The 20705-nt window shown below is 67.6% G+C and carries 18 protein-coding genes and 2 pseudogenes; 3 read left to right on the top strand and 17 right to left on the bottom strand.

The window, feature by feature from the left end:
• Window positions 1-32: 32 nt before the first annotated feature.
• Both RMP09_RS11040 and RMP09_RS11030 read left to right on the top strand, forming a co-directional pair.
• Window positions 33-551, top strand: a pseudogene (locus RMP09_RS11040) (flavin reductase family protein); the annotation flags it as partial.
• 581 nt (window positions 552-1132) lie between these two features.
• On the top strand, window positions 1133-2032 hold the full coding sequence (locus tag RMP09_RS11030; protein ID WP_310566027.1) for a DMT family transporter: 900 nt from the start codon (window positions 1133-1135) through the stop codon (window positions 2030-2032).
• A 7-nt stretch (window positions 2033-2039) separates the two neighbouring features.
• On the opposite strand, the gene RMP09_RS11025 is transcribed toward RMP09_RS11030, so the two are convergent.
• From RMP09_RS11025 to RMP09_RS10965, 13 genes and pseudogenes are all read right to left on the bottom strand, one after another.
• On the bottom strand, window positions 2040-2570 hold the full coding sequence (locus tag RMP09_RS11025; RefSeq protein ID WP_310566026.1) for a hypothetical protein: 531 nt from the start codon (window positions 2568-2570) through the stop codon (window positions 2040-2042).
• Window positions 2571-2665: 95 nt separating this feature from the next.
• Window positions 2666-4462, bottom strand: coding sequence for an NAD(P)/FAD-dependent oxidoreductase (locus tag RMP09_RS11020; RefSeq protein ID WP_310566025.1), 1797 nt, complete (start codon window positions 4460-4462; stop codon window positions 2666-2668).
• A 266-nt stretch (window positions 4463-4728) separates the two neighbouring features.
• Window positions 4729-6657: a sigma-54-dependent Fis family transcriptional regulator gene (locus RMP09_RS11015; protein WP_409559718.1), complete on the bottom strand. Its 1929-nt coding sequence runs from the start codon at window positions 6655-6657 to the stop codon at window positions 4729-4731.
• Between the two features lie 112 nt (window positions 6658-6769).
• Window positions 6770-7111, bottom strand: a complete 342-nt coding sequence (locus tag RMP09_RS11010; protein ID WP_310566024.1) for a transcription initiation protein — start codon at window positions 7109-7111, stop codon at window positions 6770-6772.
• A 30-nt stretch (window positions 7112-7141) separates the two neighbouring features.
• Window positions 7142-7318 carry a lipocalin family protein gene (locus RMP09_RS11005; protein ID WP_310566082.1) on the bottom strand — a complete coding sequence of 59 codons (177 nt, stop codon included), beginning with the start codon at window positions 7316-7318 and terminating at the stop codon, window positions 7142-7144.
• 23 nt (window positions 7319-7341) lie between these two features.
• Window positions 7342-7923: a uracil-DNA glycosylase family protein gene (locus RMP09_RS11000; protein ID WP_310566023.1), complete on the bottom strand. Its 582-nt coding sequence runs from the start codon at window positions 7921-7923 to the stop codon at window positions 7342-7344.
• Window positions 7924-7938: 15 nt separating this feature from the next.
• Window positions 7939-8937, bottom strand: a complete 999-nt coding sequence (locus RMP09_RS10995) for a tripartite tricarboxylate transporter substrate binding protein (RefSeq protein WP_310566022.1) — start codon at window positions 8935-8937, stop codon at window positions 7939-7941.
• Window positions 8938-9059: 122 nt separating this feature from the next.
• Window positions 9060-10741: pseudogene (locus RMP09_RS10990) on the bottom strand (long-chain-fatty-acid--CoA ligase).
• 94 nt (window positions 10742-10835) lie between these two features.
• On the bottom strand, window positions 10836-10988 hold the full coding sequence (locus tag RMP09_RS10985; RefSeq protein ID WP_310566021.1) for a hypothetical protein: 153 nt from the start codon (window positions 10986-10988) through the stop codon (window positions 10836-10838).
• Window positions 10989-11087: 99 nt separating this feature from the next.
• A complete protein-coding gene (locus RMP09_RS10980) occupies window positions 11088-13169 on the bottom strand; it encodes an NADPH-dependent 2,4-dienoyl-CoA reductase (RefSeq protein WP_310566020.1) in 2082 nt (693 codons plus the stop codon).
• 20 nt (window positions 13170-13189) lie between these two features.
• On the bottom strand, window positions 13190-14398 hold the full coding sequence (locus RMP09_RS10975; protein ID WP_310566019.1) for an iron-containing alcohol dehydrogenase: 1209 nt from the start codon (window positions 14396-14398) through the stop codon (window positions 13190-13192).
• A 134-nt stretch (window positions 14399-14532) separates the two neighbouring features.
• The gene (locus RMP09_RS10970; protein ID WP_310566018.1) at window positions 14533-16014 is read right to left on the bottom strand and encodes a hypothetical protein; all 1482 of its coding nucleotides are present in this window, start codon (window positions 16012-16014) and stop codon (window positions 14533-14535) included.
• Window positions 16015-16049: 35 nt separating this feature from the next.
• Window positions 16050-17462 (bottom strand): coniferyl aldehyde dehydrogenase, encoded by a 1413-nt coding sequence (locus RMP09_RS10965; RefSeq protein ID WP_310566017.1) that lies wholly within the window; start codon window positions 17460-17462, stop codon window positions 16050-16052.
• Window positions 17463-17580: 118 nt separating this feature from the next.
• On the opposite strand from RMP09_RS10965, the gene RMP09_RS10960 reads away from it, so the two are divergent.
• Window positions 17581-18333 carry a Crp/Fnr family transcriptional regulator gene (locus tag RMP09_RS10960; protein WP_310566016.1) on the top strand — a complete coding sequence of 251 codons (753 nt, stop codon included), beginning with the start codon at window positions 17581-17583 and terminating at the stop codon, window positions 18331-18333.
• Between the two features lie 12 nt (window positions 18334-18345).
• Here the strand turns inward: RMP09_RS10960 and RMP09_RS10955 are convergent, their stop codons facing one another.
• From RMP09_RS10955 to RMP09_RS10940, 4 genes are all read right to left on the bottom strand, one after another.
• A complete protein-coding gene (locus RMP09_RS10955; RefSeq protein ID WP_310566015.1) occupies window positions 18346-19341 on the bottom strand; it encodes a tripartite tricarboxylate transporter substrate binding protein in 996 nt (331 codons plus the stop codon).
• 34 nt (window positions 19342-19375) lie between these two features.
• Window positions 19376-19891 carry a DUF1993 domain-containing protein gene (locus RMP09_RS10950; protein WP_310566014.1) on the bottom strand — a complete coding sequence of 172 codons (516 nt, stop codon included), beginning with the start codon at window positions 19889-19891 and terminating at the stop codon, window positions 19376-19378.
• Between the two features lie 77 nt (window positions 19892-19968).
• Window positions 19969-20145, bottom strand: a complete 177-nt coding sequence (locus tag RMP09_RS10945; RefSeq protein ID WP_310566013.1) for a hypothetical protein — start codon at window positions 20143-20145, stop codon at window positions 19969-19971.
• 150 nt (window positions 20146-20295) lie between these two features.
• Window positions 20296-20705: AMP-binding enzyme (locus RMP09_RS10940; RefSeq protein WP_409559717.1), on the bottom strand; the 410-nt coding region annotated here is incomplete at its 5' end.

Raw genomic sequence — 20705 nt, 5'->3', positions numbered from 1 at the left:
ATTATTCATGAATTTTCATATAAATTGACGCCATGTCCCCCTCCCGAGCCGCCGGCCATTCGGCCCGCCCCCCCGACTTCTCACCGCGCGACTTCCGGGCGGCGTTGGGCATGTTCGCGACCGGCGTCACCATCGTCACCGCCTGCAACGACGACGGCGAACCAGTGGGCCTGACGGCCAGTTCCTTCAACTCGGTCTCGCTCGATCCGCCGCTGGTGCTCTGGAGCCTGGGCCAGGCGGCCGGCTCCATGGCCGTGTTCGCCACCGGTCGGCACTACGCGATCAACGTGCTGGCCGCCGACCAGCAGGCGCTGGCCGAGCGCTTCGCGGCGCGCGGCGTCGACCGCTGGGCCGACGTCGCCTACACGCCGGGCGTGAGCGGTGCGCCGCTGCTGCAGGGCTGCGTCGCCACCTTCGAGTGTTTCAACCGCAGCCAGTACACCGAGGGCGACCACGTCATCTTCGTGGGCGAGGTCGAGCGCTGCACGCGCAGCCCCAGCGCCTCGCCGCTGCTCTACCACGGCGGCCGCTTCTACACCGAACACCCCCTGCAAGGCGCCCAGGCCGACCCCAGCGCACCGCAGGCGCCCGACGACCGCTTCGTCGGCAGCTACCTGGGCTACCTGCTGGGCCAGGCCAGCCACGCGGTCTACCGCGACTTCGAAAACGCCATCGCCGCGCAGGGCCTGACCCACATCGCCTGGCGCGTGCTGGCGGTGCTGCACGACGCCGGGCTCGCGCCGGACAGCACGGGCATCCCCATTGGCCAGCTGGCGCACGACGTACTGGCCAAACAGCCCACCGTGACCAAGCTGGTGCAGCGCATGGCCGACGACGGCCTGGTGGCCCAGCTGGCCGACCCGGCCGACCAGCGCCGCACCCTGGTGGTCGCCACCAGCGAGGGCCGGCGCATCGCCGCCGCGCTGATCGCACAGGCCCGCGCGCAGGAAAGCACCCTGCTCTCGCGCTGGTCGGCCACCGAAGCCGAAGCGCTCAAACGCCAGCTGCAAAAGCTGGTGCACGAGCCCCCCCGCGCCGCCGCCGCGCGGGGCCCCGCACCCCGCGGGGACTGATCCCGCCCGGGGCGCCCCGCCGCCGGACCACCCTCTTCCCTCTGCGCTCCCTTGCCCTCATGACCGCTGTCCAACGCAAAGACCACCTCGACACCTTCGCCATCACCGTGCTGGTGGCCTGCTGCGCCTTCTGGGGTTTCCAGCAGATCCTGATCAAGTTCGCCGGCCGCGAGATCCCGCCGCTGTGGCAGGCCTCGGTGCGCATGGCCGGCGCCACCACCCTGCTCTGGCTCTGGTGCCAGTTCCGCGGCGTCAGGCTGTTCGGCCGCGACGGCTCGCTGCACGGCGGGCTGGTCGTGGGCCTGCTGTTCGCGGCCGAGTTCTGCCTGATCTACCTCGGCCTGCAGCACACCAGCGCCTCGCGCCTGACGGTGTTCCTCTACACCAGCCCGTTCTGGGTGGCGGTGCTGCTGCCGCGCTTCGTGCCGTCGGAACGGCTGCGCAAGCTCCAGTGGATCGGCCTGGTCATCGCTTTCAGCGCGGTGGGCATCGCCTTCAGCGAAGCCTTCCTGCACGGCTCGGCGCCGGGCCAGTGGAAGGGCGACGCCATGGGCCTGGCCGCGGGCATGTTCTGGGGCCTGACCACCATCGCCATCCGCACCACCAAGGTGGCCACCATCCAGGCCGAGAAGTCGCTGTTCTACCAGCTGGGCGTCACCGCCGTGGTCTGCCCGCTGCTGTCGCTGGCGCTGGGCGAAACCTGGTCGTTTCACTACTCGGCGCTGGCCTGGGGTTCGGTCTTTCTGCAGACCGCCGTCGGCGCCTTTGCCAGCTACCTGGCCTGGATGTGGATGCTGCGCCACTACCCCGCGACGCAGATGAGCACCTTCACCTTCCTCACCCCGCTGTTCGCGCTGGTGTTCGGCGTGGTGCTGCTGGGCGAACCGCTGACCACGCAGCTGGTGCTGGCGCTGCTGGGCGTGGCCGCGGGGATCGTGCTGGTGAGCCGCAAGGGCTGAGCCGCGTTCAGCCGTAGGCCAGGTTGATCACGAGAAACAGCAGGAAGGCCTGCAGCTCCGGCCGGATGTCGGGGGCCAGCTCGGCGCACAGCCGGCGCCGGGTGGTGAACGCGTCGGGCTCGTGAACCAGGCCCAGGGCCTGCCCGCCGCGCTGCAGCTCGAAGCGGGTCTTGAAGAAACCGCTGCGCCGGACCAGCTCGCCACGGAAGGGCTCGGTGATGCGGAGGGTGGCGCGCCGGAAGCCGCCCTTCGGGACCACCGCGTCCGCCGACGCGAGGCGCTCCCCGTCCAGCATCAGCTCGAAGCGGATGTCGTTGGTCCAGCCGCGGCGCGTGTACTCGAACTCGATGCGGTAGGCCGTGCCCGACAGGCGCAGGTCGATGCTGGAACGCAGCAGGCCCGGTGCCGGGTTCTTCAGCCGCGCGTTGCGGGCCTGCGCCCAGTCGGGAAAACACAGCTCGCCGATCACGGTGCCGTCGGCGGCCGCCAGATCGTAGGTGAAGCCGGACAGGGCCGAGCGCTGCTGCGCGATCAGCATGGATCGCTCCGGCGGTGGGACTTCTTGGGTCTGGGCATGGCGTGGGCTGGCGTCAGGGCCAGCCCACTATAGCCATGCGTCAGCGGCTCACACCCTCACCGCAGGTGGTGCACCGCCGCCTGCCCGTAGACCGGCGTGTCCAGGCCTTCGTAGCGCGCCTTGAGCTGCAGCGACAGGAACTGCGAGTAGTGGCGGCTCTGGTGCAGGTTGCCGCCGTGGATCCACAGCTGCTTCTGGTTGGTCGGCTTCCACATGTTGCGCAGCTCGCCTTCCCACGGCCCCGGGTCTTTCGTCGTGCTCGATCCCAGCCCCCAGACCTTGCCCACGCGGTCGGCCACCTCGGGTGACACGAGGTCGGCGAGCCAGTGGTTCATCGAGCCGTAGCCGGTGGCGTAGACGATCAGGTCGGCCGGCAGCTCGGTGCCGTCGCTCAGGGTCACGCTCTTGGGGTTGATGCGCTCGATATTCACGCCGCTCTTGAGCTTGATGCTCCCGTTGGCCACCAGCTCGCTCGCGCCCACGTCGATGTAGTAACCCGAGCCGCGGCGCAGGTATTTCATGAACAGGCCCGAACCGTCGTCGCCGAAGTCGAGCAGGAAGCCGGCCTTCTCCAGCCGGCCGTAGAGGTCGGCGTCGCGCTTCTTCATCTCGTCGTACACGGGGATGTGGAAGCTGTGCATGATCTTGTAGGGCACGCTGGCGAACACGAGGTCGGCCTTGTGGTGGTCGATGCCGTTCTTGATCGCCTCCTCGCTGTACAGCCCGCCCAGCGCCAGCTCCATCAGCGAATTCGAGGGCGCGATGTGCGTGCTGCTGCGCTGGATCATGGTGACGTCGGCACCGTTTTCCCACAGCGCGGCGCAGATGTCGTGCGCCGAGTTGTTGGAGCCGAGCACCACGCACTTCTTGCCCGCGTATTGCTCGGGGCCGGGGTGCTTGCTGGAGTGGTGCTGGTCGCCCTCGAAGGTGTCGGCGCCCGCGATCTTGGGCACGTTGGCGTAGCCCGACACACCGAGCGCGAACACCAGCTGCTTGGGCCGCAGCGTGACCTCTTCGCCGTGGCGGTCGACCACCACGGTCCACTCGCCTTTGGCCTCGTCGTAGCTGGCCTTCTTCGCAATGGTGGAGCCCCAGTAGTTGATCTCCATGACCTTGGTGTACATCTCCAGCCAGTCGCCCACCTTGTCCTTGGGCGCGAACACCGGCCAGTCGTCCGGGAAGGGCATGTAGGGCAGGTGGTCGTACCAGACCGGGTCGTGCAGGCACAGGGTCTTGTAGCGGTTGCGCCAGCTGTCGCCGGCCCGCGGGTTCTTCTCGATCACGATGGTGGGCACGCCCAGGCGGCGCAGCCGCGCGGCGAGGATGATGCCGCCCTGCCCGCCGCCGATGATCACCGTGTACGGCTGCTCGTCGTAGCCCAGGCGCGCCTCTTCTTCGTGGCGCCGCTCCAGCCAGCTCTTGCGGCCTTTCTGCGCGCCGTGCTCGGCGCCCTTGATGCGCTGCGTGCCCTTCTTCTCTTCAAAGCCCTTGAGCTCGACCATGGTGGTCAGCAGGGTCCAGGCTTTGTCACCTTTCAGGCGCAGGTGGCCGCGGCCGCGCGAGACCCGGGTCTCGAAGGTGAACCAGGCGTCGGTCACGCCGTCGGCCTCGGTGGCCTCGCCTTCGAGCTGGAAGTTCGATGCACCCGTTTCTGCCTGCCGCGCGGCGAGCATGTCGCGCACGGCGTCGTGGCCTTCCTGCGTGCGGATGTTCCAGGTGAAGGACACGAGGTCGCGCCAGTAGCAGTCGGCGTCGAACAAGGGCAGCACGTGGTCGGGCTGGCCGGAGGCCAGGGCGGCCCCGAAAGCGTCCAGCCAGCGTTGGGCCCGCTGGGAGGGCGTGTTTGCAGTCATGGTTTGTCTCCTGTGATGCCGACCTCGGTGCGGGCCGGTGCCTTCTGCATCACAAGACGCGTGCCATGCGGGTGACGCACGCAAGTGCTTGATCTGTCTGGGGTGACACGGTTGCGCCGGGTGTCACACCCCGTGCAGCTGTCACCCAGCGTGAGTGACAGGTGTCACTGCCCTCGCCGCCCCATCCTCCGTTCGGGCTGAGCCCGCCGAAGCCCTGCTCCATCCACGCAGGTCAAGCCCTTCGACAGGCTCAGGGCGAACGGACCTCAGTGCGCACAGCGGCCGTCGACGTCGTCCTGCCGATTCGGAGCAACGATGCCGGCGCGCTTCATCCGCCGGTACAGCGTCATGCGCGAGAGCCCCATCGCCCGAGCCACCGCGCTCACGTTCCAGCGCGCGGCGCGCAGGGCATCCAGCAAGGCTTGCGGCCCGTCGTCGCGCGCGCCCTCGCCCGCAGCGGCGCGCGCCGGCAGCCGCTCGACCTGCAGCTCCGGCAGATCGTCCAGGTCGATCGGCCCCTCGCCACACAGGCTGGCCGCGTAGTCGAGCACGTTGCGCAGCTCGCGCAGGTTGCCTGGCCAGCGGTGCGCCAGCAAGCGTTGCAGCGCCGCGGGCGTGATGGCGCGGCCGGCCAGCAGGCGCGTGATCATGGCGCCCAGGTCGCTGCGCTCGCGCAGCGGCGGCAGCTGGATGTGCGCGCCCTTGAGGCGGTAGTACAGGTCGTCGCGGAAGCGCCCCGCCAGCACCAGCTGCTCCAGCGGCGCGTGGGTCGCCGCGATCACACGGATGTTCACCGGCACCGGCCGGGTCGCGCCCACCGGCAGCACCTCGCGTTCGGACAGCACGCGCAGCAGCCGCGCCTGCAGCGCCAGCGGCATGTCGCCGATCTCGTCCAGGAACAGCGTGCCGCCGTCGGCCTCGGCGATCAGGCCGCGCTTGCCCTTGGGCGAGGCGCCCGAGAAGCTGCCCGGCAGGTGGCCGAACAGCTCGCTCTCGATCAGGTGCTCCGGGATCGCCGCGCAGTTCACCGCCACGAAGGGTCGGCCGCGCCGCTCGCTCGCGGTGTGCACCGCCTTGGCGAAATACTCCTTGCCCGAGCCGGTCTCGCCCGTGATCAGCAGGCCGATCGGCGTGTTCACCAGCCGCGCCACGCGCTCCACCTGCCGGTCCAGCGCGGCGTCGCCGGCCGAAAGCGCGGCCAGCGGCGCGGGCACGCGACGCTCCTCGCGCGGCGCGCTCGCCACCGGGCGCGCGGGCGGCGGCACGGCCGAGAGGAACAGCAGTTGCCGCCCCCCCGCCAGCATCACCGCGCGCTGGTCCGAGGGCTGGGTCATCACGAAGCGGCCGATCTGGCCGAAGGGCAGACCGAACAGTTGCTCGAAGCCCATGCCGATCAGCGGCTGCCCCTGTTCAAACGCCAGCTGCGCCCGCCGGTTGTGGCCCACCACGCGGCCGTTGGCGTCCAGCGCCAGCAGGTAGTCCGGCTGCACGTCCAGGAACTGCGGCGCCTGCGACAGGCGCAGCACCCAGTCGCGGCGGTGGCGGTGCAGGAAGGCCGCGTTCTCGATGTCGTGCGCGCACATCTTCACCAGCTGCAGCGCCAGGTGCTGGCTCTCCTTGGGCTGCTGCGAACTCAGCTGCGAAATGTCCAGCACGGCGCTCAATTGCCCCGCACTGTCGTACACCGGCGCGGTGGTGCAGGTCAGGGGAATGTGGGTCGCGTCGAAGTGGTCGTCCAGGTGCACCGTCAGCGCCTGGCCGGTGCTGATGCAGGTGCCCACGCCGCAGGTGCCCGCGTGCTGCTCGCTCCAGTCCGCACCGAGGTAGAGGCCCGCCTTGCGCAGGCTGGGCTCGAACACCAGGTCGCCCAGAAAGTCCACCGTCACGCCGCGCGCGTCGGTCAGCAGCACCACGTAACCCAGGCCCGCGACCTTGCTGTAGAGCGACTCCAGCCCATGGCGCGCGATCTGCAACAGCACCTCCATCTGGTCCTGGTGCTCGCGCAGCCGCGCCTGCGGCAGGATGACCGCCTCCTGCATGCGCGTCGGGTCCAGCCGGTGCTGCTGCACACAGCGCAGCCACGAATCGCGGATCACCTGCTCATGCCGCGCCGCCGCCTGCGCCCCGACGCCGTCCGCGGCCACCTGCATCACGGTGGCGATGTGCTGGTGCGGGCTGGTGGTGGCGTGGTGCATGGCGCGTCTCCGGAGGGCAGGCTGGCGGGCGTCGGAAAGCCTTGCACCTTGGGATCAGCGCGGGGTGGTGTCAATGGCGGGTTTACCCGCGGACGGTGCTGCCCACACGGGCTCAGGACGCCGGATCGAACCCGAACACGCGCAGCTCCTGGTCGCAGCGGCAGGCCTTGGCAAGGCGCGCCGCCCACACGATGGCGTCTTCCCGCGACGGCAGTTCGAGCACCGCGAAACCGCCATTGAGCGGCGGCGCCCACGGGTAACCGCCGGGGGCCACCGCGCCGTCGGCCGAGACCCGCACCGGCGGCACGCGCTCATCGATGCCGCCGCCAAAGACGTACACGCCAGCGGCCTTGGCCTGTTCGATCACGGCGTGCGAGTCGCGGCTCACCGCGGCCATCTCGCCGTCGGGAACCACCATCGCGGCGCTGGGGAAGGAGATCAGGTACTTGGGCAAGGTGGCCTCGCGATGGAACCCCGATGCGCCTCAGCGCTGCTGCGTCGACTTCTCCAGCGTCGACAGGTCAAACCCCTTGGCCTGCAAGCGCCCCAGCAACGCCTGGTCAGCCGCCGCGCCCACTGTCGGCGTGCGCGAGAGGATCCACAGGTATTCGCGACGGGGCTCACTCACCGCCACCAGCTGGTCGCCCGGGTCGAGGTCGATGACTCAATAGGACGCGCATGGGTTCAGGCCGAGAGCGCCAACGCCACCCGTTGGCGCAGCAGCGGGACACATTCGGCTTCGAACCACGGGTTCTTCTTGAGCCAGGGGTTGTTGCGCGGGCTGGGATGGGGCAGAACCGCCAGCACCGGCGGCAGACTGCGCCAGTCTTTCACCACGTCGGTAAGGGCGCGGGCCTCCCCTGGCAGGTGGTGCGCCATGGCGTACTGCCCGATGACGAGCGTGAGGCGGATCTGTGGCATGCCATCCAGAAGCGGTGCACGCCAGGCGGGCGCGCATTCCGGGCGTGGCGGCAGGTCGCCCGAGCGACCGGTGCCGGGGTAACAAAAGCCCATGGGCAGGATGGCGACCCGTCGCGGGTCGTAGAACGCCTCGCGCGAGACGCCCATCCAGTCGCGCAGGCGTTCGCCGCTGGCGTCGTCGAACGGCACGCCGCTCTCGTGCACCTTGCGCCCTGGCGCCTGCCCGGCGATCAGCAGCCGCGCCAGGGGGTGGGCCTGGAGCACCGGACGCGGCCCCAGCGGCAGGTGCGCGGCGCAGACCGTGCAAGCGCGCACGCGCCGCAGCAACTGGTCATAGGCCGACATGGGCATGCCCCTTGTTCAACCCTTCTTCGCCAGCCCCAGCCGCTCGATCGTCGCCTTCTCGGCCTTGAAGGTGCGTTCGCCGTACGCGGTGTAGTCGGCGGTGCTCATGTAAATGCTGGGCATGTAGAACTTGTCCAGCGCGGCGAGCACGGCCGGATCTTCCAGCGTCTTTTTGAAGGCGTCGTGCAGCGTCTTGACGATGGCCGGGTCCATGCCTTTGGGGCCGCCGATGCCGAAGGGCGATTCGGTGATGGTGTCCCAGCCGCTTTCCTTGACGGTGGGCACGTCGGGGAAGGCCTTGTTGCGCTGGCGGCCCAGCGTGGCCAGCAGGCGCAGCTTGCCGCTTTGCACGTGCGGCGCAAATTCGGTGGTGCCGCTCATGACGCGGATGTGCCCGCCCAGGATGGCCTGCATGATTTCGGCCGAGCCCTTGAACGGAATCGGGTTGAGCTGGATGCCGGCTTTCTCGCTGAATTCTTCGATGGCCAGGTGCGGCGTGGTGCCGGTGCCGGTGTGGCCGTATTCGAGCTTGCCGGGGTTGGCCTTGGCGTAGGCGACCATGTCCTTGAGCGTCTTGAAGGGCGCGTCGGCGGTGCAGGCGATACCGAAGGTGTAGCCGGTCAGGCAGACGATGTGGGTGAGGTCTTTCACCGGGTCGAAGTTCATGGCCTGCATGTGCGGCAGGCGGTAGATGCCCAGCGGCAGCTGCGTGAGGGTGTAGCCGTCGGGCGCGGCGGTGACCATGGCGGAGGCGCCCAGGGTACCGCCGGCGCCGGGCTTGTTCTCGATCACCACCGGCACGCCCAGCGCCTTGCTGGCGCTGTCGCCGAAGGCGCGCATGACCGCATCGCTGCTGCCTCCGGTGGGCCAGGGCGCGATCAGCTTGATGGGGCGGCTGGGGAACTTGTCCTGCGCAAACACGTGCGCGGGCAAGAGGGCCGGCGCGGCCAGGGCGGCGGCCGAGGCGATGACCTGGCGGCGGTTGAGGGCGGCGGGGCGGCGGGGAAGCGGCATGCGTGACTCCAGCGAGGTGGTAGGAAGACTCACACCATAGCCCGTGCCGCGATCCCTGGGAACCGTGCCATCCCCAACCCGACCCCGTTTCAGGTCACGCCTGCGACGGGGCCGGCCCCGGCTTACGCAGCGGCCTTCGCCCCGTCGCGCAGCTCGCGGCGAAGCACCTTGCCCACGGCGCTCTTGGGCAGCTCGGTGCGGAACTCGATCAGCTTGGGTTTCTTGTAGCCCGTGAGCATCTCGTGGGCGAAGGCGCGCACCTGGTCTTCGGTGAGGGCCGGGTCCTTGCGCACGACCACCAGCTTGACGGCTTCGCCAGACTTGTCGTCCGGCACGCCCACGGCCGCGCATTCCAGGATGCCAGGGTGCCGCGACATGACGTCGTCGATTTCCAGCGGATAGACGTTGAACCCCGACACCAGAATCATGTCCTTCTTGCGGTCGACGATCTTGAAGAAGCCCCGCTCGTCCACCACCCCCACGTCACCGCTGCGGAAGAAGCCGTCGGCCGTCATGACCTTGGCCGTCTCGTCGTCGCGCTGCCAGTAGCCGGCCATCACCTGCGGGCCCTTGATGGCGATTTCGCCGGGCTGGCCCATCGGCACCTCATTACCGTCGTCGTCCAGCAGCTTGAGCTCGGTGTTGCAAATGGGCAGACCGATGTTGCCGGTGAACACCTTGCCATCGCTGACGCCCACGGTGGCCGAGGGGCTGGTCTCGCTGAGCCCGTAGCCCTCCACGATGGCGCAGCCGGTCTTCTTCAGCCACAACGCGGCGGTGCCGCTTTGCACCGCCGAACCCCCGCCCACCGACAGCAACAGGTGCTTCCAGTCGACGGTGTCGAACTCGGGGTGGTTGGCCATGGCATTGAACAGGGTGTTCACGGCCGGGAAGCTGTGGAAGGTCTCGTCCCTGAGCTCCTTGAACACCGCCGGCAGGTCGCGCGGGTTGGCGATCAGGATGTTGAGCGCACCCATGCGCATGCCCAGCATCACGCAGGCGGTGAAGCCGAAGATGTGATAGATCGGCAGCGCGCAGACGATGGTGAACTGCTCACTCCTGGGCAGGCTCACCAGGGCCGGCGCATACCAGGCCTCGCACTGCAGGATGTTGGCCACCAGGTTGCGGTGCAACAGCATCGCGCCCTTGCTGACACCGGTGGTGCCGCCGGTGTACTGCAGCACGGCCAGGTCGTCGGGCCCGACCGGCACCGGTCTGCGCGCGGCGCGGCCACCCCGGCTCAAGGCCTCCTTGAAGCCCACGGCCGCAGGAAGCCGGTAAGCCGGCACCAGCTTCTTCTTGTGGCGCACCACGTAGTTGACGATCAGGCCCTTGAGGCCCAGCAAATCGCCCATCGACGCCACGATGTGGTGTTTGGTCGGCACCTCGGCGGCGACCTCTTCGAGCGTCCTGGCGAAGTTCTCCAGAATCAGGATCGCCTTGGCGCCCGAGTCCTTGAGCTGGTGCTGCAGCTCCCGCGGTGTGTACAGCGGATTGACGTTGACCAGCACCAGGCCGGCCCGCAGGATGGCGGCGACGGCCACCGGGTACTGCGGCACATTGGGCAGCATGACGGCGACGCGGTCGCCCTTGTTCAGGCCCAGGCTCTGCAAATAGGCGCCAAAGTCCGCCGACCATCGGTCCACCTGACCGAAGGTGATGGACTTGCCCAGGGAGCGGTAAGCCACCTTGTCGCGGTGCTTGACGAAGGCCTCCTCCAGCAGCTCCACCAGCGAGCCGTAGGCGGTCACGTCGATGGCGGGGGGGACGAGGGGGGATAGCTGGTGAGCCAGATTTTTTCCATGACGTGTTCCGAGGGTCGGGTTTCAAAGAAGAGACATCGAAGTCGATGACTGGCTCAGCGGCCGCGCGCCACATGGCGCCGTGCCACCGTGATCTCACGTCAGCCGCGGTTGGCCGAATTCCAGTGGTCCGAAGCTGAAGGTGGGCTTCATGAACGGGAACAGGAAGTTCGAGGTGAGCTCGGAGCTGGGGGCCATGTTGTAGAAATTCGGGTTGCGCTTCGACGGCCCGGCGATGGTGCGCTCCATGTCCATCGTGGCGAGGCCGCTCGGCAATCAGGTCAAGAATGGGCATGAGGAGGTCATGTGCATTTCCTCTTGGTTGCCGGGCTCCAGGCGCCACACCGCCTACAGCCTCGCCGCCAGTCGGGTGCCCATGTCGATCGCGCGCTTGGCGTCCAGTTCGCCGGCTTCAAAGGCCCCGCCAATCAGGTGCACTGACACACCGGCCTGTTGCAGGGGGTCTTGCAGTTCACGCAGGGGTTCCTGTCCGGTGCACAACACGATGGTGTCAAATTCCATCACCTCACCGTCTTTGCGGTCCTCACCGACGCTGATGGCCAGACCGACCCCGTCGCCGGAGGGCAGCGCTCCGATGCGCTCGTAGTTGACGCCGGTCACCATCTGCACGTTCTTCATTTTCAGGGTGGCGCGATGGATCCAGCCGGTGGTCTTGCCCAGGGTCTGACCGGTGCGCCCGGGTTTGCGCTGCATCAGGGTGACTTCGCGCGGACCGGACTGCACCTTGCGTGCGACCAGCCCGCCACGGTGCTCCTGCGGGTCACCCACACCCCACTCCTGCAACCAGGCAGGCAGGTCGACAGAGGTCGAGGGATGGCCCAGATCGGTGCCGTGCGACAGGAACTCGGCCACGTCAAAACCGATGCCGCCCGCACCCAGAATCGCGACCCGCTTGCCCACCGGTTTTTTGTGCAGCAGCACATCGATATAGGTCAGCACGTTCGGGTGGTCTTGTCCGGCGATCTTGGGGTTGCGAGGGGTAATGCCGGTCGCCAGCAGCACCGCGTCGAATTTTTGCGCCACCAACATCGCCGCGTCGACGCGTGTGCCCAAATGCAGCTGCACCCCGGTCTTGGTGATCTGGTTGGAAAAGTAGCGCAGAGTCTCATGAAACTCTTCCTTGCCCGGAATGGTCTTGGCCATGTTGAACTGACCGCCAATGCGCTCGGCGCTGTCATACAGGTGGACTTCATGGCCGCGCTGCGCCAGCGTGGTTGACGCCGCCAGACCCGCCGGACCTGCGCCGACCACGGCAAAGCGCTTGCGCGTGACGGCGGGTGCAATCACCAGTTCCGTTTCAAAGCAGGCGCGCGGATTGACCAGGCAGCTCGACATCCTGCGGCTGAAGGTGTGGTCAAGGCAGGCCTGGTTGCAGGCAATGCAGGTGTTGATTTCATCGCTGCGACCACTGGCAGCCTTGATCACGAAATCGGGGTCGGCCAGCAACGGGCGCGCCATGCTGATCATGTCGGCATCGCCGCGCGCCAGAATGTCTTCGCCCACATCCGGCATGTTGATGCGGTTGCTGGTGACCACTGGAATCAAATTGCCTTCGCTGCGCAGCGTCTCCCGCAGTTTGCGGGTGACCCAGGTGAAGGCGCCGCGTGGCACGCTGGTGGCAATGGTGGGGACGCGCGCTTCGTGCCAGCCAATGCCGGTGTTCAGAATGGTGGCGCCTGCGGCGCTGATGGCGCGGGCCAGCTGAAGCACCTCTTCCCAGGAGCTGCCGTCGGGAATCAGGTCGATCAGGCTGATGCGGTAGATGATGATGAAGTCCGGGCCGACCGCCTCGCGAATGCGGCGCACGATTTCCACGGCCAGACGCATGCGGTTGGCATAGGCACCGCCCCATTCGTCGTCGCGCTTGTTGGTGTGAGTCACCAGAAACTGGTTGATGAAGTAACCCTCACTGCCCATGACCTCGACACCGTCGTAGCCCGCGTCGCGCGCCAACTTGGCACAGCGCACGAAGGCGCGAATCTGGCGTTCGATGCCGCGCGCGGACAATTCCCGCGGTGTAAAGGGAGAAATGGGGCTCTGGATACGACTGGGAGCGACGCAGAGCGGCTGGTACCCGTAACGACCCGTGTGCAAAATCTGCAGGGCGATCTTGCCGCCCTCGGCATGCACAGCCTTGGTCACCACCTGATGGCGCTTGGCCGCACCCGATGTGGTCAGCATGCCGGCAAAGGGCTTGGGCCACCCTTCGATGTTCGGCGCAAAGCCCCCGGTCACCATCAGGCCCACGCCACCTCGGGCGCGCTCGGCAAAAAACTCGGCCATGCGGGGGAAGTGTTTGCGGCCATCTTCCAGGCCGGTGTGCATGCTGCCCATCAGGACGCGGTTTTTTAACTGGGTAAATCCCAGATCCAGAGGGCTCAACAGGTGGGGGTAGAGTGCGTTCGTCATGTGAGATTGGGGGTAAATGGTCAGGCGCCGGGCAGGAACTGCTCCAGCAGTGCCACAGCCTGCGCACGGCTGAGGTAACGGGGTACACCATAGGTACCGTGTGCCTCTGAAAACGCCCGGTCGATGATGGTCGGGAAGTCGCTGCGTTGCAGTTGCTGGATGGAGCCGGGGATGGACATGTCCCGGTTCATTTTTCGGATCAGGGCAATGAAGGCATCCGACAGTTCCATATCCGACGACTCCGCTTTGCCAAGGCCCGCGGCTCTCGCGAGCTTGGCCAGTTTGCGGGTGCAATGTGACTTGGAAAACTCCAGCACATAGGGCAGCACAATGGCGTTGATGAGCCCGTGGGGGATGTGGTAGATGCCGCCCAACTGGTGCGAGAAGGCGTGGACATAGCCCACTGCGGCTCGCGTAAACGCCAGTCCGGCCATGCAGGACGCAACCGCCAGGCGTTCTCTGGCCTCCAGGTCCTGGCCATTGCTATAGGCGATGGGCAGATTCTTGACAATGCTCGCCGCAGCTGCGAGCGCAAGCGCGTCGGTCTCGTCGGTGGCCAGGGTCGAGATACAGGCTTCCACCGCATGGGTGAGCGCATCCATGCCTGTGGGTGCCGTGATGAATCCCGGCAGTCCCACCATGAGCTGGGGGTCCAGCGCCATCATGGAAGGCACCATCTTCGGGTCAATGATGGGAATCTTGGTGTGGTTGGCGTTGTCGGAAACAATGGCAATGATGGTGACCTCGGACCCAGTACCCGCGGTCGTGGGAATCACATAAAAAGGCAGCGTGCGTTTGCGCGGCAGCGCATACAGCCACAGGCCTTTGAGCGTGCGGGGATGGCATGCGTTGGCATGGCACAGCAGGATGGCCTTGGCGCAATCAATGGGCGATCCACCGCCAATGGCAATGACCGCATCGGGCTGGTAGCGGCCGACGTGTGCCACGCCCGCCATCACCAGTTCAAACCCGGGATCAGGTTGCACCTCGCTGAAGACCTCCACGGTAACGCCCGCGGCCTGCAGCTCTGCGATCACCGGGTTGGCAAGTCCCAGTTTGAACAAGGCAGCATCGGTGATGACCAGGACACGCCGAGCACCCGTGCCGATGATTTCGCGCGTCATCGACAGTGAAGCGCCCGGCCCGACAAAAGAGAATGGCTTGGGAAGGTGGATCAGCGGTGTCACCACACCCAGCGCCTTGACCATCAACCGGCTAAGCAGGTACACAGCACGTCCTTTGTATAAAACACAATTTCCAACTCAGCAAAGGCTTCCTGGGCAGCAGTGTGGGTGATCAGGTGCCCAAATGCACATGGCCTGCAGCATCCATTGCCGAGGCCATGTGAACCTGGGCCAACGACTCACTTGGCCTTGGCAGCCGCCTGCTGGGCGGTGTCAGCCTCTTCGGCCTGCTTGGCCAAGCTGGCCTGCTCGGCCTTGGAGCGGCAGGTGAAGGCCGCCTCGAACATGTCCTTGTTCAAGTAGAAACCGGTGGGCAGGTAGCTGCCCATGACCTGGCGCTCTTCACCAGGCTTTGTGACCTTCTGGATCGAGTGTGCAAAGTCGGGCCGGGCCAGCATGTTGCGGATGATCAGGTTGCCCTGGTCGGGGTCGAACATGCCGTCGCCGTCGTCGGGCCATACCAGCCAGTTGATGCCGCACTCCGCGTAGGCCGAACGCGGGCGATCCGAAGCGCGGCTGAAGGCGATGATGTAGTTGCGCTCCGGGCCGAAGGTGACCATCTCTTCGTCGTGCAGGCACTGGACCACCGTGGTGTTCGCAAAGCCACGCTGCGAGCAGATCGACCAGTAGCGCAGATCAGCGTCCTTGGTGTTCATCACCTTGTCGCCGTTCACGGTCTTGGGCGTCGAGGGCATGGTGCCGCGCATCACATAGACCGGGCCGAACTTGCGGTTGGTGAAGGTGCGGATGTACTGGTTGTCCACCGTGGGGTAGAAGCCCTCGCTCTTGCGCCCGCCAGTGACGATCTCGCCGGTGAACAGGCCCTCGATTTCCTTGCGACCGAACACCGAGTACCAGGTGGACGGGAGGGTGGCCGGGTGGGTGTCGGGCTTGCCTGGCAGCGTCAACAGCTCGCGGTAGCGGGCAATGGGTATGCCGAACGAGTCGGGCGAAATCTTCAGCAACTGGCTGGTGTTCAGCGCCTTGCACGCCGCCGCACCGCGCAGCTCCGTGCCATCGGCCAGGGTCAGCACCGGCGCCGGCAGCGGCACGCCGCCGGTGATGCCCAGGCCCTTGTCGGACAGGTAATTGCGCAGCACGATCACCTGCTGGGTGCCACCGTTCTTGGGCGCGGCGATGGTCTTGGCGGTGGTGCTCTCGTGGAAGAAGCCTTCGGCCCGGGTGGTGTCGCGCATGCCACCGGCGGTCACGTCGATGCTGTACGAGCGCTTGGTGACCGTGCGGTCAGCGCCGTGTCGGGCCGGGTTGGTGTGGCCTGGCAGCGGGGTGATCAGGTAGTCGGCCAGGGTCTCGACCGGCAGGCCGCGGTCGTCATATGTTGTGTAGGACGTGTAGCGAGAATGGGCGAACTGACCGTCCAGCCTCAGCTTGGCGCCTTCGGGCGTGGTGAACTTGGCGCCCCAGTAGATGGTGTTGGTTTCGGGGTACGCGACGTTCTGGTACGGGTCGCCGCCAAAGGGGCCTACCGCCCAGAAGCAGGTGCGCTCGCCGGGCACGCCCATCTTGTTGGTGAGTTCGGTGGGGTATTTCGGACCGGACATCGGCACGGGATCGGCGGCCAGCGCGGCACTGCCCACGACCAGGCCGCCGGCACAGGCCAGCGCTGCCAGAAAGGGACTGAGGCGGTTCGGAATTCTCATGGTGTCTCTCCAGGGGTTGTGCGGCGTGCCGCGATTCATTTCGTCAGAAAGGCCAGCAACCGGTCGGCGAACCTGCCGTACGGGGGCATCAGGAACTTCAGCGTGCTGAAGCGCGCCTGGTAAAACACCGGGCGCAGCTTGGAAAAGGTCACGAACCCTTCATGGCCGTGGTAGTGGCCCATGCCGGACTCGCCAACGCCGCCGAAGGGCAGGTCGTGCTGACCGACGTGGAACAGCGCGTCGTTGACCGACACGCCGCCCGACATCACGCGGTCCAGCAGCATCTGCACGGTCTTGCCGTCGTGGCTGAAGGGGTAGATCGCCAGCGGCCGCGGGCCGGCGTTGATGTGCGCGATCACGGCGTCCGGGTCGGTGTAGCCGCGCAGCGGCAGGATGGGGCCGAAGATCTCGCGCTGCATCAGGATGCTGTGGTCCGGCGCGTTGAGCACGATGCAGGGCGCGATCTTGCGTGTGGCGGCGTCAAAGGCCGGGCCGGGCACCAGCTGCACCACGGTGGCGCCGCATTCGCGCGCGTCGTCCAGCGCGGCCAGCAGGCGCTCGAACGAGCGCTGGTCGATGATGGAGGTGTAGTCGGGCGAGGTCAGCGAGGGGTAGCGCGCGGCCACGATGGCCTTGGCGTGCTCCACGAACTCGGCGATGCGCGCCTGCGGCAGCCAGGCGTGGTCGACGGTGGTGCAGATCTGGCCGGCGTTGAGGCATTTGACGAACAGGATGCGCTCGGCCGCCTGTTTGAGCGGGTAGTCGTCGCAGACGATGGCCGGGGCCTTGCCACCCAGCTCCAGCGTGACCGGGCACAGGTTTTGTGAAGCGGCGGCCATGACGGCCCGGCCCGTGGTGCCGGAGCCGGTGAACAGCAGGTGGTCGAACGGCAGCTTCGAGAACTCAATGCCGACGCCGCCGGTCTCGTCGAAGAACTGCAGCTTCTCGGGCGGGAAGTAGGCCGGCATCTTCTCGATCAGCAGCCGGGCCAGGTGGCGCGAGTTCTCGCTCATCTTCACCATCGCGCGGTTGCCGGCAGCGAGGATGCAGGTCAGCGGCACCAGGCTGAGGTTGATCGGGAAGTTCCAGGGCACGATCACGCCCACCACGCCCAGTGGCTGCGGGATCACGCGGTTGCGTGCGCCCAGGAAGTTGCGCAGGTCGACCGCGCGGCGCTGCGGCTTCATCCAGCCGCGCAGGTGCCTGATGGCGTGGTCCACGCCGTCGATGGCCGGGAAGATCTCGGCCAGCATGGTTTCGTGTGGCGAGCGGTGCCCGTAGTCGGCGCTGATGGCGTCGCAGATCGCCTGCTTGTTCTCGCGGATGAAGCGCTGCAGGGTGCGTAGGTCGGCCTTGCGCTGCTGCAGGGTCGGCACGGGGTCGGCCAGATAGGCCTGGCGCTGGCGCGCCAGTGTGGCGAGCAACGGCTGACTGTTTGATTCGCTCATGTGGGTGAATCCGGTGAGGGGTGCGGCTGGCCTGTACAGGGCCCAACGCTGTGGCGATACTAGGTAGCCACCCGGCAAGCAAATGTCGTGATTCCGACAAAGCCCGCCCGCCTGTCTCATGACAAACCCTGATCCCCGCCCTGCCCAGCCCCACCGTCCCAGCAGCGCCCCCGGCCTGGACGTCGAAGCCTTCCTGCGCCGCGCCCCGGTGCTGGCCGACCTGCCGGATGAGGCGGTGCGTGAGCTGGCGGTGGCGGCCCGGGTGGAACACTTCGACGGCGCCGCCTTGCTCAACGCCGCAGGCCAGCCGCTGACCCGGCTGCGCCTGGTGGTGCAGGGCACGCTGGAAATCATTGCGCGCCGAGCCAACGGCACCGAGGTCGTGCTGGGCGACATCGGCCCCGGCGGCTGGGCGGCCTGGGTCGGGTGTTTTTCGCGGCACCAAACCGAGAACGATTTCTACAGCACGCCCGGCGCCACCTACATCGCCCTGCCCACCGATCTGGTGCGCGCGATCGCCAAGCGCCACCCGGCGCTGTACCTGGGCGTGATCGGCGACATGGGGATGCGCGTGCGCCAGCTCATGGAGTGGACCGGCGATTCGGTGTTGCTGGGTCCGGAGCAGCGCATGGCCAAGCTGATCCACCTGCTGGCGCGCACCCAGGGCAGCCAGGGCGACACCGGCAGCGCGACGGTGCAGGTCACGCAGGCGCGACTGGCGCAGCTGGCGCGCTGCTCGCGCCAGTCGGCCAACGGGCTGGTGGGGGCGCTGGAGCGGCGCGGCCTGATCAGTGCGGGCTATGGCCGCTTTGACATTCCGGACGTTGCGCGGCTGGTCGCCTTCATCGAAAGCGAGCTCGACCCGCCCTGATCCGCAGCCCGTTCAGTTGTTGCTCAATCCCAGCCGTTTGACGACGGACCGATCGACCTCGATCTGGCCACGCAGGGCCGCGCTGAACTCGGCCGGCGACGCGCTGACATCCAGCCGCCCGCCCTGATCGTGCAACAGGGCCACCACCCCAGGATCTTCCGCCGCCAGCCGCAACGCTGCCGCCAGCCGCGCCACCAGCGCAGCGGGCGTGCCCGCGGGCGCGGCGAACCCGCCCCAGGGCTCGGCGTGAAAGCCCGGCACCCCCGCCTCGGCCACCGTCGGCAGATCGGGGAACTGGGCCAGCCGGGTGGGCCCTGTGACGGAGAGCAGGCGCAGGCGTCCGGTTTTCACCTGCTCGGCCACCGCACCCGGCAGGGCAAAACAGACATCCACTTCGCCCGCCAGCAGGCCCCGCACGTACTCGACACCGCCCTTGTAGGGCACGTGGGTGAGGGGCAGCCCGCCCGGCACACGTTCGGCGAGCAGCGCCAGCAGCAGGTGCGCGGGCGATCCGTTGCCACCCGAGCCGAAGCTGAACCGACCCGGCTGGGCTTGCACGGCGGCAAACAGCTCGGCCTGGCTGCGGTACGGCAGGCCACCGCGCAGCGTCAGCACATAGGGTGAGCTGTGGATGCGGGCCACCGGCTGGAACATGTTCAACAGATCCAGCTGTCCCGTCATGGCCTGCACCGTGACCAGGCCCGAATGCAGGTACAGCAGCGTGCCGCCGTCGGCGGGCGCCTGCGCCACGATCCGCGCCGCCAGCACGCCGGAGGCGCCCGGTCGGTTGTCCACGATCACCGGCAGCTGCAGCGTCGCGGACAGCGGCTCGGCCAGTCGGCGCAGGAGCAGGTCCAGGGTCCCTCCCGCCGGAAAGGGCACCACGATGCGCAGCGGGCGCGGACCGTCGGCGGGCCAGGCGGGCAGCGCGATCAGCGCCAGCGCCGCCACCCCGGCGCTCAGGCCGCGCCGCCGCGCCGGTGAGTGGAAAGTGAGAGGGGCCAGCACCCGGCCATGGTTGAGGGCCATCGGTTCCCGACGCTCAGACCTGCGCCCCCACCAGGTAGTCGGCCTTGCCCAGGTCCACGCCGTTGTGGCGCAGCAGGGCGTAGGCGGTGGTGACGTGGAAGAACATGTTGGGGATGGCCCAGTGCTTCAGATACGCCTCGCCGGTCATGGTGCGGGTCTTGTCGCGACCGACGGGGAAGGTGATCTCGACCTCTTCCCGGCCGTCGATGGACGCCGCCGGCACGGTCGCGAGCCAGTCCAGGGTCTTCTGGATGCGGGCCTGCAGTTCGGCGAAGCTGGTTTCGTTGTCGTCGAATTTCGGCGCCTCGATGCCGGCCAGCCGCGCGGTGCCGTTCTTGGCCGCGTCACAGGCGATGCGGATCTGCGAAGCGAAGGGCAGCATGTCGGGCGCCAGGCGCGCCGCCACGAACACATTGGGGTCGAACTTGCGCGCGGCGGCGCTGGCCTCGGCTTTGCCCAGGCAATACAGCAGGTTGGACAGGGCGGTCTGGAAAACGGGCAGGCTGGCGGACGAGAGGGTGATGGACATGGTGTGGCGAGGAAGGAACGAAGACGGGGCATGCTACGCCGCCGTCGACGCGCCTGCTGGCCTCAGGTCTTGGCGCCTCACGCGGCCGGTCTGAGCCCTTGGGCCACCGCCGCCGCGTCCGTCGGCTCGCCATCGTCCAGGGTCTGCCAGTCGCTGGTCAGCAGGTCCATCAACGCATGGTCCAGGGTGTCCAGGTCGATGTCCATCGGCTCCACCAAGCCTTCTGGCTCCACGGGAGAAAGTCCGCGGTTCATCTGGGTCCTCCGATCTGATCGGCGGCTGCCTGCCGGGCGGGGCGAATGGCAGCGCGATCAGTCGCAAGTGTTTTGCAAAGCGGATGTTTTGACCAGTACCAAACTGTTTCAACATGTGCGGGGCCGGAACGGCCCATCGGCCCGGGGATTTCAGGCGTCGGTGGCACCGGCCCGCTGGCGGGCGAAGGCCACGTACCAGTCCAGGCAGCCCGGATTGGCCATGGCCTCTTTGTTGATGACCTTCTCCAGCGGCTGGCCGAGCAGCAGTTTCTTGATCGGCAGTTCCTGCTTTTTGCCCGAGAGGGTGCGCGGGATCTCGGCCACCTGGAAGACGTCGTTGGGCAGGAAGCGCGGCGAGAGCGCGGTGCGGATCGCGGCGCCGATCTTCGCGCGCAGGACGTCGTCGAGCGCGAGCCCGGGGCGCAGCACCACGAACAGCGGCATGTAGCTCTCGCGTCCCAGGTATTCGAGGTCGACCACCATGCTGTCCAGCACCTCGGGCAGGGCTTCGACCGCGCTGTAGAGCTCGCTGGTGCCCATGCGCAGGCCGTGGCGGTTGA

Source organism: Hydrogenophaga sp., from assembly GCF_031426985.1.
Classification (GTDB): domain Bacteria; phylum Pseudomonadota; class Gammaproteobacteria; order Burkholderiales; family Burkholderiaceae_C; genus Hydrogenophaga.
The sequence above is the reverse complement of the archived record's forward strand: the minus strand, read 5'-3'. Positions and strand labels throughout refer to the sequence as shown.